11 protein-coding genes and 1 pseudogene are annotated in these 13,652 nt (G+C 72.5%); 2 read left to right on the top strand and 10 right to left on the bottom strand.

What is annotated here, in order from left to right; translation table 11 throughout:
- Positions 1 to 202 precede the first annotated feature (202 nt).
- Entirely contained in the window at positions 203 to 1,231 is a 1,029-nt protein-coding gene (locus tag ACIPEK_RS05255; RefSeq protein ID WP_401990880.1) for an SCO1860 family LAETG-anchored protein, read from the top strand.
- A 133-nt stretch (positions 1,232 to 1,364) separates the two neighbouring features.
- Here ACIPEK_RS05255 and cobC read toward each other — a convergent pair.
- The 6 genes and pseudogenes from cobC to cobM form a co-directional block, all read right to left on the bottom strand.
- Positions 1,365 to 2,504: pseudogene (gene cobC, locus ACIPEK_RS05250) on the bottom strand (Rv2231c family pyridoxal phosphate-dependent protein CobC); the annotation flags it as partial.
- The gene (locus ACIPEK_RS05245; RefSeq protein ID WP_401990877.1) at positions 2,437 to 3,345 is read right to left on the bottom strand and encodes a sirohydrochlorin chelatase; all 909 of its coding nucleotides are present in this window, start codon (positions 3,343 to 3,345) and stop codon (positions 2,437 to 2,439) included. The gene ACIPEK_RS05245 and the pseudogene cobC, both read right to left, overlap by 68 nt.
- Complete coding sequence (locus ACIPEK_RS05240; RefSeq protein WP_401990874.1) at positions 3,342 to 3,950, bottom strand: precorrin-8X methylmutase; 609 nt, start codon at positions 3,948 to 3,950, stop codon at positions 3,342 to 3,344. Before ACIPEK_RS05240 ends, ACIPEK_RS05245 begins: the two co-directional genes overlap by 4 nt.
- A complete protein-coding gene (cobJ, locus tag ACIPEK_RS05235; RefSeq protein ID WP_401990871.1) occupies positions 3,947 to 5,671 on the bottom strand; it encodes a precorrin-3B C(17)-methyltransferase in 1,725 nt (574 codons plus the stop codon). The genes ACIPEK_RS05240 and cobJ overlap by 4 nt, the downstream gene beginning before the upstream one ends.
- The gene (cbiE, locus tag ACIPEK_RS05230; protein WP_401990868.1) at positions 5,668 to 6,957 is read right to left on the bottom strand and encodes a precorrin-6y C5,15-methyltransferase (decarboxylating) subunit CbiE; all 1,290 of its coding nucleotides are present in this window, start codon (positions 6,955 to 6,957) and stop codon (positions 5,668 to 5,670) included. Before cbiE ends, cobJ begins: the two co-directional genes overlap by 4 nt.
- Positions 6,954 to 7,802 carry a precorrin-4 C(11)-methyltransferase gene (gene cobM, locus ACIPEK_RS05225; RefSeq protein ID WP_401990866.1) on the bottom strand — a complete coding sequence of 283 codons (849 nt, stop codon included), beginning with the start codon at positions 7,800 to 7,802 and terminating at the stop codon, positions 6,954 to 6,956. Before cobM ends, cbiE begins: the two co-directional genes overlap by 4 nt.
- A gap of 115 nt (positions 7,803 to 7,917) precedes the next feature.
- Between cobM and ACIPEK_RS05220 the strand changes: the two genes are divergently transcribed.
- Positions 7,918 to 8,640 carry a ZIP family metal transporter gene (locus ACIPEK_RS05220; protein ID WP_383067859.1) on the top strand — a complete coding sequence of 241 codons (723 nt, stop codon included), beginning with the start codon at positions 7,918 to 7,920 and terminating at the stop codon, positions 8,638 to 8,640.
- A gap of 23 nt (positions 8,641 to 8,663) precedes the next feature.
- Here ACIPEK_RS05220 and cobI read toward each other — a convergent pair whose 3' ends face one another.
- Genes cobI through ACIPEK_RS05200 form a run of 4 tightly spaced genes read right to left on the bottom strand, consistent with a single transcriptional unit; the run spans position 8,664 to position 13,507 of the window.
- The gene (cobI, locus tag ACIPEK_RS05215; protein ID WP_383067861.1) at positions 8,664 to 9,410 is read right to left on the bottom strand and encodes a precorrin-2 C(20)-methyltransferase; all 747 of its coding nucleotides are present in this window, start codon (positions 9,408 to 9,410) and stop codon (positions 8,664 to 8,666) included.
- Complete coding sequence (locus ACIPEK_RS05210; RefSeq protein WP_401990861.1) at positions 9,407 to 10,888, bottom strand: cobyrinate a,c-diamide synthase; 1,482 nt, start codon at positions 10,886 to 10,888, stop codon at positions 9,407 to 9,409. The genes cobI and ACIPEK_RS05210 overlap by 4 nt, the downstream gene beginning before the upstream one ends.
- A 10-nt stretch (positions 10,889 to 10,898) precedes the next feature.
- On the bottom strand, positions 10,899 to 11,498 hold the full coding sequence (gene cobO / locus ACIPEK_RS05205) for a cob(I)yrinic acid a,c-diamide adenosyltransferase (RefSeq protein WP_351198654.1): 600 nt from the start codon (positions 11,496 to 11,498) through the stop codon (positions 10,899 to 10,901).
- On the bottom strand, positions 11,498 to 13,507 hold the full coding sequence (locus ACIPEK_RS05200; RefSeq protein WP_401990858.1) for a putative cobaltochelatase: 2,010 nt from the start codon (positions 13,505 to 13,507) through the stop codon (positions 11,498 to 11,500). Before ACIPEK_RS05200 ends, cobO begins: the two co-directional genes overlap by 1 nt.
- Between the last annotated feature and the right edge of the window lie 145 nt (positions 13,508 to 13,652).

Genomic DNA, 13,652 nt, shown 5'->3' with positions numbered 1-13,652 from the left:
GGATCGGGTGACCCCGAGGAACGAACGTACCGAGATATTCGAATACAGGCGCGGAAACCCCACTTTGGAGTGAACTCACGTCAGGTGTCTGCCAGTTCACCCTCCGTGCGTAAAGCTTTCGGGGTCGAGGTCACCGGTGCCCGCGATGTCCCCCATTGGACGGCGCCGGTGGCTCCATGTCTCTTGTGGGGGTTCCACCATCTTGAACAGCAATACCTTCCGCCTGGCCGCCCTGGCGGTTGCCGCCGCTCCCGTCGCCCTGCTGGTCGCCGTCCCGGCGCAGGCCGCCACCGCGACCACCACGACCACCGGCGACGGGAAGGCGAGCGCGGTCGTGCTCCGTACCGCACTCGACGTCTCGCTCCTGAACAAGACGATCGATGTGCCGCTCAAGGCCACGCTCAATGAAGTGCAGGCACCCGCCAGCGCCGACAAGACCGCGCTGAGCGTGCGGCTCGACGGGGTGGACCACGGACAGCCGTTCAGCGTGCTGAGCGCCGATGTGGCCACCGCCAGGGCGACCGTCGGCAAGCACAGGGCCGAGGGCTACAGCAATCTCGCGAAGGCCCGGGTCCATGTGCCCGGACTGCCGCTGCTCTCGCTGATCGAGGTCGAGAAGGTCACCTCCAAGGCGGTCTGCGAGGTGGGCAGGAAGCCGGTCGCCGAGTCGAACGTGCTGGGGCATGTGTCGGTCCTCGGCAAGCGGATCACCCTCACCGCGGGCGGTACCACGCAGCTGAAGGTGCCGGGCGTCGGTGAGGTGACCCTCGACCTGTCGAAGACGCACACCACCTCGCGCACCGCAGCGGCGGCCGCGCTTCAGCTGAAGGTCTCGGTCAACCCGCTCAAGCTGAATGTCGCCGATGTGCAGGGTGAGGTCACGCTCGCCGAGGCGACCTGCGAGACACCGAAGGCGACCGGAGGCGGCGACAACGGCGGTTCCGGCAACGGGGGCTCCGGCAACGGCGGTTCCGGCAACGGCGGTTCCGGCAACGGCGGGACGAGTGGCGGAGGCACCTCCGGCAGCGGTGGCAGCACGTCCGGGGGCACGGGCGGTGACGGCGGCGATGTGAAGCCCCAGACCGGCACCGGCCACGCCCCGGCCGCCGACTCCAACCTCGCGGAGACGGGCGGCAGCTCCACGACCCCGTACATCGCGGGCGGCGCGGCCGTGCTGCTGGCGGTGGGCGCCGGGGCGATGGTCGTGGCCAGGCGCCGCGCCCAGGGCTGATCCCTGAACCAAGGCCCGAGGGGGGGCAGTCGTAGGTCAGGAGGGGAGCGGCGTTCGCGTGACGGAACGCCGCTCCCCGTGAGCGTGAGGAATGCCGCTCCCCGTCGGCGTGGGACGGAGCGTGGCCGTCCCGTCAGCGTGTGACGGCGGTCAGCGCCTGCAACGCCTGATCGAGTGCCTGCAGAAAACGGTTGGTCGTCGTACGGTCGCGTACCGCCAGCCGCAGCCACTGCGTACCGAGCCCCGGAAACGTATCCCCACGCCGCGCCGCGAAGCCCAGCGCCCGCAACCGCTCCCGTACCTCGGTGGCCCCCTCCAGCCGCACCAGGACGAACGATCCCTCGGCCGGTTCCACCACCCGCACTTCGGTGAACTCCCTGAGCCCCGCGACCAGATGGTCCCGGTCCACCGCGATCCGCTCCGCCGCGGCAGCCGCCTCGGCCAGGGCCCGCGGCTCCATGCACGCCTCGGCCGCCGCCAGCGCCGGGGACGACACCGGCCACAGCGGCTGCGCCTCCTCCAGCGCGCGGATCGTCTCCGGGGCGGCCAGTACGTAACCGATCCGCAGCCCCGCGAGCCCCCAGGTCTTGGTGAGGCTGCGCAGCACCACGAGCCCCGGGATGTCCGTACGCCCGCACAGCGCCTCGCGCTCGCCCGGCACCGCGTCCATGAACGCCTCGTCGACCACCAACGTCCGTCCGGGGCGCGCCAGTTTCTCCAGCACGGCCGCCGGGTGCAGGACCGACGTGGGGTTCGTCGGATTGCCGACCACCACCAGATCCGCGTCCTCGGGCACCGCCGCCGGGTCCAGCCGGAAATCGTCCTCGGCCGACAGCAGCACCCGCCGCACCTCGTGCCCGGCCGCACGCAGCGCCGACTCGGGCTCGGTGAACTGCGGATGGATCACGACCGGGCGGCAGGCCGGCAGCGCCCGTGCGATCAGCACGAAAGCCTCTGCCGCACCCGCCGTCAGCAGCACGCGCCCCACCGGCAGCCCGTGCCGGGCCGCGACCGCCGCCCGCGCCGGACGGCCGTCCGGGTACGCGGCGAGCGTGCCCAGCGACGCGGCTATCCGCGCCTTCAGCCAGGCCGGGGGCGTATCGGCCCGTACGTTGACGGCGAGATCGGTCAGATCCCGGCCCCGTACTTCCGCGTCACCGTGGTGCCGCAGATCGTGCGTGCCCGCGCCTGTCGCGTCGGGTCTTTCAGTGTGAGTGTGCATGACCGCCGTGGGGGTGGTGGTGATGGCCGTCGTCGTCGGGGTGGAAGTGCGGCTGCTGCGGCAGCCCCACCTTGTCCTCGAAGCCCGGCAGCGAGATCCGGTACACGCATGAGTCGCAGTTCATCCGCAGATCGCCCTTGACGGCCTCCCGGTAGCGCTCCATGACCAGGTCGTACAGTTCCTCGGCCGCACCGATGACTTCGGCCGAGCGGACATCGAGCTCCGGGTGGGCGGCGGCCCACTCCTCGGTCTGATGACGCACCCGGTCCGGCAGGATGCCGGTGAAGAGGAAGTACGGCAGAACGACTATGCGCCCGGCACCCAGCTTCACGCAACGGTCGAGACCGGACGGTACGTCCGGCGCCGCGAGCGAGACGAACGCCGTCTCCACCCCCGCGTAACCACGGCCCTCCCAGAACAGCCGCGCCGCCTTGTACACCTCGGCGTTGGCGTCCGGGTCGGTCGAACCGCGCCCGACCAGCAGCACCGTCACCTCGGACCGGTCGGTGTCGCCCAGCACCGCGTCGACCCGGCGCTCCAGCACCTTCAGCAGCGCCGGGTGCGGGCCGAGCGGACGGCCGTAGGTGTACGAGATGCCGGGGTGGCGCTCCTTCTCACGGGCCAGCGCCGCCGGAATGTCCCCCTTGGCGTGCCCGGCCGACACCAGCATCAGCGGCACGGCGGCGAAGCGTTTCACACCGCGCTCGACCAGCTCGGTCACGGCGTCGCCGAGCGGCGGCGGGGACAGCTCGATGAAGCCGCCCGCGACCGGCAGTTCGGGGTGGCGCTCGCCCAGCTCGGTCACGAAGTCACGGAACGCCGCGGCCCCGCCCTGGTCCCTGGTGCCGTGGCCGGCGATGAGCAGTGCGGGCTGGGTGGACGGGGTGGTCACAGGTTCTCCTCGGTGTGCGTGGGGGATACGGGGTGGTACAGCAGGGCGTTGAGAGCGGCGGCCGCGACCGCCGAGCCGCCCTTCTCGGACACATTGCTCACGGCGGGCAGACCGCTCTCGCGCAGCGCCGCCTTCGACTCGGTCGCACCGACGAAACCGACCGGCAGCCCGATGACGAGCGCGGGCGCGGCATCGAGGACGAGCAGCTCCTCCAGCGCGGTCGGCGCATTGCCGATCACCCAGATCGCGCCCGGTCCGACCTGCTCGTACGCGAGCCGGATCGCATGTGCCGAACGGGTCAGCCCCAGGCCGGATCTGGCCTCCTTGAGGCGGCACACGGTCTCGCGGCGGGTGATGCCCGCCGCGACCATCTCGACATCGGTGACGACCGGCGCACCGGCGTGCAGCGCCGCATGTGCGACGACGAGCGACGCCTCGTCGCAGACCAGGTCCGTCGCGTACTCCAGATCCGCCGCGGAGTGGATGACCCGCTCCACGACGGCCCGGGTCAGCGGTGCGAAGTGCGAGGTGTCCAGCCGGGCGCGCAGCCGCCGGAACGACTCCTGCTCGATGGGGTGAACGGTTCTCTCCCAGGGCCGGTTCACTCGGCTCCCTCCTGTGCGGGTGCCGTGGTGGCCGACTGCCAGCGGTAGCCGCGCGGTGTCACCATGCGGCCCGCGATCTCCCGGGTGGCCGTGTTGCCGACCGTCACGACCGTCATCATGTCCACCGTCGCCGGGTCCAGAGCGGCGAGCGAGGTCACCCGGCTGCTCTCGTCAGGGCGCGAGGCGTTGCGTACGACACCGACCGGTGTCGCCGGTTCCCGGTGCTCGGACAGGATCGACAGGGCCTTCGGGAGCTGCCAGTCGCGGCCCCGGCTGCGCGGGTTGTAGAACGTCACGATGATGTCGGCCCCGGCCGCGGCACGTACCCGGCGCTCGATGACCTCCCACGGCGTGTGCAGATCGGAGAGGCTGATCGACACATGGTCGTGGCCCAGCGGGGCGCCCAGGATCGCGGCAGCCGCCAGCGCGGCCGTCACCCCCGGCACACCCACCACATCGATATCGGCGCCGGCCTCGGCGAGCGCGGGCGACGCCATCGCGTACACGCCCGCGTCACCGCTGCCGATCAGCGCCACCGCATGCCCCTTGCGCGCCTCGGCGACCGCCGTACGGGCCCGCTCCTCCTCGGCGCCGAGCCCCGACTCCAGAATGGTGGTGCCGGGCCGCAGCAGGTCCCTGATCTGGTCGACGTACTGATCGAGCCCGACCAGCACCGAGGCCCGCCGCAGCTCCTCGCGGGCCCGCGGGGTCAGCAGATCGCGCGCACCCGGGCCGAGACCGACGACGGCCAGACGCCCGCGCGGGCTGCGGCGCACCACCGCACACGTGGCCATCGCGGCCCGCCCTACAGGGTTCGACTTCCGCTTCGGTACGAGGAGTTCGCCTCCCGCGGCGAGTGCGGCGGCCTCCGCCACGGACGGCGTGCCGACGGCGGCGAGCGGCGCGCCCGACGGATTGGGCACCTCGATACGGGCCAACTCGGCGGCGGCGTACGTCCGCAGCGGTACGCCGAGCTGCGAGGCCGCGGCGACGATCCCCGGCTCGTCCGCCTTCGCGTCGACCGTCACCAACTCCGCGATGCTCAGCGGCGACAGCCCGGCCTCGTGCAGGGCGTCCCGGATCAGCCCGACGACCTCCTCGACCGGCGCGCCCTTGGACGCGCCGACCCCGACAGCGAGTGACGCGGGCCGCAACACGACGGCCTGCGTACCGAGTTCCACGATCCGGTCGGTGACACGCAGCACCGCAGCACCCCCGGCGCCGGGGGACACATTCGACGGCAACGGCGGCAACGGCCACACCGCATCCGCCAGCAGTTCCACCCCCGCCCCGTCGAGCATCGCGCGCGACACCCCCGCCACATCGCCCTCAACGGGGAGGCCCAGCATGTCCAGCCCCGGCACCCCCGCCGCATCCGTCGCCGTAGTCACGACCGGCGCCGCGCCCAGCACCTCACCGACCGCCCCGGCCAAGGCGTTCGCCCCGCCACCGTGCCCGCCGAGCAGCGCCACAGCATGGCGACCCGCCTCGTCGACACAGACGACACCCGGGTCCGAGGACTTGTCCGACAGCAGCGGCGCGAGCAGCCGCACCACGGCCCCCGTCGCCAGGAAACACACCAGCTGCTCGCACTCGGCGAACGCCCGCTGCACGGCCTCGCGCACCGGTCCCTCGTAGACCACGGTGCGGCCGGGCCAGGCCGCGGCCAGCCGGTCGCGGGCGACGGTGCCCGCCGCCGTGGCGGAGATCAGGCCGATCACTGGGTTGCTCCTTCACTTGCACGGACCGCGGGGCGGGTGCCCCACAGCAGAAAGACCGGGTTGGCCGCGGCGAGCCGCGTCACTTCACCGGGCAGCGGCGCCAGCCGGGAGGACTGCAGCAGCACGCCCTCGGGCACGAGCCCGGCGCCGGCCAGCGCCGCACGCACCTGGGGCACCCGGTCCAGCGCCGCCAGCGCCACCACCACCGAGCGCCGCGCCCGCCGGGCGCACGCCGTCACGATGGCGGGCAGCTCACGCCCGCCGCCTCCGATGAACACCGCGTCCGGCTCGCCCAGACCGTCGAGCACGGCGGGCGCGGAGCCGTGCACCGCGCGGACGTACACCCCGTGCGCCGCCGCGTTCGCCCTGATCCGCCCGACCCCGTCCGGGGTCTTCTCCACAGCGACGACCGCCGCGCCGAGCCGCGCGCACTCCACCGCCACCGAACCCGAACCCGCGCCGATGTCCCACACCAGGTCCCCGGTGCGCGGTCCCAGCCGGGCCAGCGCCAGTGCCCGCACCTCGAACTTGGTGATCATCGAGTCGCGGTGCTCGAACTCCGCATCGTCCAGCGCCCATTGCCCCGGCCCGGCGGACGCTCCCGCGACGGTCCGTACGGGGGAGAGCGCCCGTGACTCGTCCAGGCACAGCACCACACTCACCGGATCCGGCCAGTCACGGGCCAGCGCCTCAGCGGGAGTCAGCCGCTCGACGCGCTCCCGCTCCGGATCGCCGAGCGCCGTCGCGACGACCAGGGTGCGTCCCCCGGCTCCGTGCACCAGACCGGCCGCCAGCTCCGCGGGCCCGGCGCCGGGTCCGGTCAGGACGGCCACCTTCGGATGCGCCAGACATACGTTCACGGCGGTCCTCGGGTCGCGGCCGTGCGCACTGACCACGACCGCGTCGTCCCACGCCAGCCCGAGCCGGGCGAACGCGACCGCGACGGAAGGCGAACCCGGCCGCACATCGAGCGCACTCGCCCCGAAACGCTCGGCCAGCGCCCGTACGATCCCGAAGAATCCGGGGTCACCGGAGGCCAGCACGACCACCCGCGCCCCGCCCCCGTGCGCATGCTCCGCGATCCGGTCGAGCGCCGGCGCCAGCGGACCGAGCACGACGCGCCGCACCCGCTCCGGCAGCCCCGCGGCTTCCAGATGGCGCCGGGCGCCGACCACCAGGGTGGCCACCTCCAGAGCCGCCCGGGCCTCGGGACCGAGCGGCTCGCCCGTCCCCGTACCGAAGACCCGGATCGGCGCGGCGGTACTCGTACCGAATCCCCGGATCATGAGCCGGACCGCTGGGCGCGCAGTTCGGCCCGCGCCGCCTTGTCGGCCTTGCGGAAACCGTGGAAGTGCCCCGGGTGGTAGAGGTGCGAACGTGTCCCCGAAGCCGAAAGCGCCGGGCCGACCAGGAAGAGGGTGTGCTTCCAGAGCTTGTGCTCCTTGACCGTCTCCTCCAGGGTCTCGATCGTGCAGTGCAGGATCAGCTCCTCCGGCCAGGTCGCCTGGTACGCGATCACGACCGGCGTCGACGTCGGATAGCCGCCCTCCAGCAGCTCCTGGGTGAGCTGCCCGGACCGGGCGGCCGACAGGAACAGCGCCATCGTCGTGCCGTGGCGCGCGAATTCCCGTACCTCCTCGCCCGGCGGCATCGGCGTCTTGCCGCCACCGAGACGGGTCAGGATCACGGACTGCGCGACCTCCGGAATCGTCAGCTCCCGCTGCGCGATCGCCGCGACGGCCGAGAACGACGACACCCCCGGCACGATCTCGACCGCGACCCCCAGCCCGGCACACCGGTCGACCTGCTCCTGCGTGCCGCCCCACAGCGCCGGGTCGCCGGAGTGGATACGGGCCACCTTCAGCCCCTCGGCGGCCGCGCGTTCGTACACGGCGACGACCTGTTCCAGCGACATCTGCGCCGAGTCGAGGATCTCCGCGCCCTCCCGGGCATGCTCCAGGACCTCCGCCTGCACCAGGCTCGCCGCCCAGATGACGATGTCGGCATCCGCGATGGCCCGCGCCGCCCGGAAGGTCAGCAGATCGGCGGCGCCGGGGCCGGCACCGACGAACGTCACTTTGCCGTGGGTGGGCGCGGCGACCGGGCCGGCTGCGTCGACTGCTTCGGACATGGGACGGGGTCCTTTCGGGAAACGGGAAACGGTAAAAAAAGCGGACAGAAGGGCGGGACGGACGGCAGGGCGCGGTGAGATGCGCGCACCGGGGTCAATCGGCTAGCAAGAGCGCATGGCGGTGTTCGTGGCGCTCGGCGCGTTCCTGATGACCCTGGCCGGCGGCTGGGTCGCCCAACGTGTCACCGACCGCCGCCACCTGGTGCTCGGCTTCGCCGGCGGACTGATGCTCGGTGTGGTCGGCCTGGACCTGCTGCCGGAGGCGATCGACGCCGCGGGCGATCCGGTCTTCGGCGTCCCGGCTGCCCTGCTGCTCTTCGTGGGCGGCTTCCTGGTCGCCCACCTGGTGGAGCGTCTGCTCGCCGTACGCCAAGCGGCACACGGCGCGGGCGAGGAGCGGGTGCCGCAGGTCGGACTCACGGCAGCGGCGGCGATGGTCGGCCACAGCCTGATGGACGGTGTCGCGCTCGGCGCGGCCTTCCAGGTGGGCGCCGGCATGGGAGCCGCCGTCGCCCTCGCCGTCATCACGCACGACTTCGCCGACGGCTTCAACACCTACACGATCACCAGCCTGTACGGGAACGCCCGCCGCAAGGCCGTGCTCATGCTGTTCGCGGACGCCGTGGCCCCGCTCGTGGGCGCGGCGACGACACTGCTGTTCACCCTTCCGGAGGAACCGCTCGGCTGCTATCTCGGCTTCTTCGGCGGCGCACTGCTCTACCTGGCCGCCGCCGAGATCCTTCCCGAGGCACACCACGAACACCCGGCCCGCTCCACGCTGCTGTGCACGGTGGCCGGGGTGGGCTTCATCTGGCTTGTGGTGGGCATCGCGGACTGACCACCGCGCCGTACCCCGGCGCCTCACAATTTCCCGCCCCGCCCGCCGTCGCGCGGCGCGGGCGCGATCAGCGTCGACAGATACGGCAACGGCCCCTCGGCCAGCTCTGCCGCCGGCCGGATCGACTCCTCGGGCAGCCCGAGCGCCGAACCCCACACCGCGTCCTCGGTACGCCCCGTCTCACGCAGTGCCGTGGCCACCTCCGCGGCCAGCCGCCCGAACTTGTACGCGACGACCGTCCCGGGACCTTCCAGAGCCTCCTTGAGCACCGCGGCCCCGGCGGTCACCGGTACCAGCGTCAACGGCTCCGTGCCCTCCGTCAGCACCGCACCACTGCGGGCGGCCAGATCCTGCATGGCCGTGATCCCCGGAACGGTCTCCACGGCCGTACCCGGCAGCAGCTCACCTATCGTGTGCGCGAGATACGTGAACGTCGAGTACACATTGGGGTCGCCGATCGTCGCGAACGCCACCGAACCATGCGTACGCAGCAGCTCCGCGACCCGCTCACCCGCCGCGTCCCACGCCGCCTCCCGGCGCGCCCGGTCCGTCCGCTCATTCAGCGCGAACACCACACGTACGACCTTGTCGGCCGCCACGTAATGCAGGACGGTCGCCTCGGCCCGCCCCCGCTCACCGGTGTCCATCACCGGTACGACGACGACCGCGGCACCACGCAGCGCGTTCACACCTTTGACGGTCACCAGCTCCGGGTCACCGGGCCCGACACCGACGCCGACCAGCCTGCTCGTCCCGTGATCGTGGTTCATCCCTTGCACCTCTCAACGAATCGGCGGGCCATACCGGGCGCCGAAGCCCAATGCGTATGCAGATAACTCGCGTGCACGCCCTGCTGTACGAACCCCTCCACGCGACGCTCCGGCTGATGCAGACCCCACGCCGGTTCGGCCCCGGCGCCCGGCTCCAGAACGGTCCGGTGGAACTCGTGCCCGCGCACCCGCGTCCCGGGCGCCGCCAGCACACTGTCGGAGACCGCCACGGCCTCCCGGTAGCCGAGCGTCAGCCGCTCGGACATCCGCGCCTCGGCACCGAGGACCCCGCACATCGGCAGCCCGTCGAGCGAACGCGCCAGATAGAGCAGCCCCGCACACTCGGCAGCCACCGGAGCCCCGGACTCAACCAGCTCGACAACGGCCTTGCGCAGTGCCGCGTTGGCGGACAGCTCCGACGCGTACACCTCCGGGAATCCGCCACCGATGACCAGCCCCCGAGTGCCCTCGGGCAACGCCTCGTCCCGCAACGGATCGAACGGCACGACTTCGGCCCCGGCGGCGGCCAGCAGCTCGGTGTGCTCGGCGTAGGAGAAGGTGAACGCCGCCCCGGCAGCGACGGCGACCACATTCGGCCCCTCCGGCCCACCCATTCCCTCCGGCACACCCCAGCCCGCCCGGCGGTTGAGGGCATCTATCAGCCCGCCCGGCGCTTGAGGACCGGGGTCCGGGGCGGATCCCCGTTCGTGGGAAGGGGCGGGCAGGGGAACAGCCCCGCCTGCGCCCACCGCCTCGACCGCGTCCCACACCTCACCTGGCAACGCGGGCGCCGACCGGGCCAAAGCCATCAGCGCTTCCAGATCGCACCCCGCCACCACCTGCCGCCGCATCGCCGCGACAGCGCCCACCGCATCGCCCCGCCGCTCCGCCACCGGCACCAACCCCAGATGCCGCGACGGCACAGCCACCTGCTCGGCCCGCCGCAACACCCCCAGCACCGGCACACCCGACTCGTCCAACGCCTCCCGCAACAGCACCTCGTGCCGCTGGGAGCCGACCTTGTTCAGAATCACGCCACCGATCCGCACCTGCGGATCCCACGAAGCGAAGCCGTGCACCAGCGCGGCCACGGACCGCGACTGCGACGAAGCGTCGACCACCAGCACCACAGGCGCCCGCAGCAGCTTCGCGACCTGCGCGGTGGACGCCAGCTCGCCTTTCCCCGAAGCCCCGTCGTACAGCCCCATCACGCCCTCGACGACCGCCAGGTCGCAGCCGCGCGCCCCATGCGCGAACAGCGGAGCGACCAGCTCGGGACCGCACATGTACGCGTCGAGATTGCGCCCCGGCCGTCCCGTGGCCAGCGTGTGGTAGCCGGGATCGATGTAGTCGGGCCCGACCTTGTGCGCGGACACGGCAAGTCCCCGCCCCGCGAAGGCCGCCATCAGCCCCGTGGCCACGGTCGTCTTGCCGCTCCCCGACGAGGGCGCGGCGATCACCAGACGCGGAACGTTCACCGCGGACCCCTCACCATTCGATGCCCCGCTGGCCCTTCTGACCGGCGTCCATCGGGTGCTTGACCTTCGACATGTCGGTCACCAGGTCGGCGGCCTCCACCAGCTTCTCGGGCGCGTTGCGCCCGGTGATGACCACATGCTGCGTACCGGGACGGCTCCGCAGCACCTCGATCACCTCGTCGGTGTCGACCCAGCCCCAGTGCATCGGGTACGCGAACTCGTCGAGGACGTACAGCCGGTACGTCTCGGCGGCCAGGTCGCGCTTGACCTGCTCCCAGCCCTCGCGCGCCGCCTCCTCGTTGTTCAGCTGCTTGTCGCGCTGCACCCACGACCAGCCCTCGCCCATCTTGTGCCAGGCGACGGACCCGCCCTCGCCACTGGCTCCGAGGACCTTCAGGGCGTTCTCCTCGCCGACCTTCCACTTCGCCGACTTGACGAACTGGAAGACCCCGATGGGCCACCCCTGATTCCAGGCGCGCAACGCGAGCCCGAAGGCCGCCGTCGACTTCCCCTTCCCGATGCCGGTGTGCACCACCAGCAGCGGGCGGTTGCGGCGCTGACGGGTGGTGAGCCCGTCGTCCGGCACGGTGGTCGGCTGTCCCTGTGGCATTACGCGGCCCTCCTGCTGGTTCCCTGAACGTCCTTGACGAGCCCGGCGATCGAGTCGGCCCGCAGGTCGTCGAGCGTGACGGCGGCGCCCCCCAGATCGCGCGCGAGAGCGTCCGCGAGACCGAGCCGTACGGGCCCCGACTCGCAGTCCACGACGACGGACGCGATGCCCTCGACCTCGTGCAGCCGTGCCGCCCGCGACGCCAGCGCCACCGGCTCGGGCCCCCCGGTCGCCCGCCCGTCGGTCACCACGACCAGCAACGGCCGCCGCGACGGATCACGCAGCCGCTCCACCCGCAGCACGTCATGGGCCTTCAACAGCCCGGCCGCGACGGGCGTACGCCCACCGGTCGGCAGCATCTCCAGCCGTGCCGCCGCGGCGTCCACCGACGACGTCGGCGGCAGCACCACCTCGGCGTCCTTGCCCCGGAAGGTGATCAGCCCGACCTTGTCCCGCCGCTGATACGCGTCCAGCAGCAGCGAAAGGACCGCACCCTTCACGGCACTCATACGCTGCCGGGCAGCCATCGATCCGGACGCATCCACCACGAAGAGGACGAGGTTTCCCTCCCGTCCCTCCCGGGTCGCCTGCCGCAGATCGTCCCGCCGGACCACCAGTCCCCGCCCCGACCGCCCCCGCGCCCGCTGATGCGGGGCAGCGGCCTGCACGGTCGCGGCCAGATGTAGTTTGGTCAGGGCGCCCCGCGGGCGCCGCGCACCGGTCGTACGCCCGTGCTCGGTACGCGCCCGGGACCGCCGCCCCGCCGCGCCCTCGCCCAGACCCGGCACGCTCAGCATCTTCGTACGAAACGGCTCGGCAGCGCGTACGGGCTGCTGCTCGCCGCCCCCGGAAGACTGCTGCCCCTGCCCCTGCTCGGGAACGGTCTGCGCGGGCGTGTCGCCCGCCTCGCCCTCGGGCTGCGGCGGTGTGTCGGGCCCGTCGCCCTGCGGGGGCCGGCCGCCGCCACCGGGGCCGTCCGGGTCCGGATCGTCGTCCTCGCCGCTGTTCTGCTCCAGCGTGTCGTCGAGCTTGTTCTCGTCCAGGCCCGGCGCGTCGAACGGGTTGCGCCTGCGGCGGTGGGGGAGGGCGAGCAGGGCGGCCTGCCGGACGTCCTCAGCCAGCACATCCGTACGCCCTGCCCAGGCGGCCAGCGCCGTGGCCGTCCTGGCCATCACGATGTCCGCCCGCATTCCGTCGACCTCAAAGGCTGCACACGTGGCCGCGATCTGGCGCAACGCACTGTCACCGAGCCGTACTTGGGGCAACAGTGCACGCGCGGCCACGATCCGCGCCCGCAACGCACCCTCCTCGTCGGCCCACTGGGCGGCGAAGGCGGCCGGATCGTCGTCGTACGCGAGCCGACGCCGCACGACCTCGACCCGCAGATCGGTCTCACGGGAGGCGGCGACCTCGACGGTCAGCCCGAAACGGTCGAGCAACTGCGGCCGCAGTTCCCCCTCTTCCGGGTTCATCGTCCCGACGAGCAGGAAGCGCGCTGCATGCCGTACGGAGACGCCCTCACGCTCCACGTACGACGCGCCCATGGCGGCCGCGTCCAGCAACAGGTCCACGAGGTGGTCGTGGAGGAGATTGACCTCGTCGACGTAGAGAATCCCGCGATGCGCGTCGGCGAGCAGCCCCGGCTCGAAGGCCTTCACGCCCTCGGCGAGCGCCCGCTCGATGTCGAGCGCCCCCACGAGACGGTCCTCGGACGCGCCGACGGGCAGCTCGACCATCCGCGCATCCCGCGACACGCCGGTCCCGGCCTCGTGGGGGCCATCGGGACACGCCGGATCGGGCGACGCCGGGTCGCACGAGAACCGGCACCCGGAGACGACCGGAACCTCCGGCATCAGCGCGGCCAGCGCGCGCACGGCGGTGGACTTCGCGGTGCCCTTCTCACCACGCACCAGCACGCCGCCGACGGCCGGCGAGACAGCATTGAGGAGCAGCCCGAGCCGGAGATCGTCCTGCCCGACGATGGCGGTGAAGGGAAACGGGGTACTCACGCTGCGATCACTCCTTCGAGTGGCTGATGCACTGGCAGGGCGCCGCGGTCCGAGGAGGCTGCCAGGCTGTTGCCGTAGTCCCCGCCGACGCGGGGGTGGTCCGAAGCCGAACCCGTGGGCACTGCGCGGGATGACGTGCTCCCCG

This window comes from Streptomyces sp. NPDC088246, assembly GCF_044741025.1.
Taxonomy (GTDB): Bacteria; Actinomycetota; Actinomycetes; order Streptomycetales; family Streptomycetaceae; genus Streptomyces.
The sequence above is the reverse complement of the archived record's forward strand: the minus strand, read 5'-3'. Positions and strand labels throughout refer to the sequence as shown.

Bases quoted from the DNA above. Each gene is read 5' to 3' on its own strand.
- cbiE (WP_401990868.1), bottom strand. From the start codon at position 6,957: ATGATCCGGGGATTCGGTACGAGTACCGCCGCGCCGATCCGGGTCTTC.
- ACIPEK_RS05220 (WP_383067859.1), top strand. From the start codon at position 7,918: ATGGCGGTGTTCGTGGCGCTCGGCGCGTTCCTGATGACCCTGGCCGGC.
- cobI (WP_383067861.1), bottom strand. From the start codon at position 9,410: ATGAACCACGATCACGGGACGAGCAGGCTGGTCGGCGTCGGTGTCGGG.
- cobM (WP_401990866.1), bottom strand. From the start codon at position 7,802: ATGTCCGAAGCAGTCGACGCAGCCGGCCCGGTCGCCGCGCCCACCCAC.
- cobO (WP_351198654.1), bottom strand. From the start codon at position 11,498: ATGCCACAGGGACAGCCGACCACCGTGCCGGACGACGGGCTCACCACC.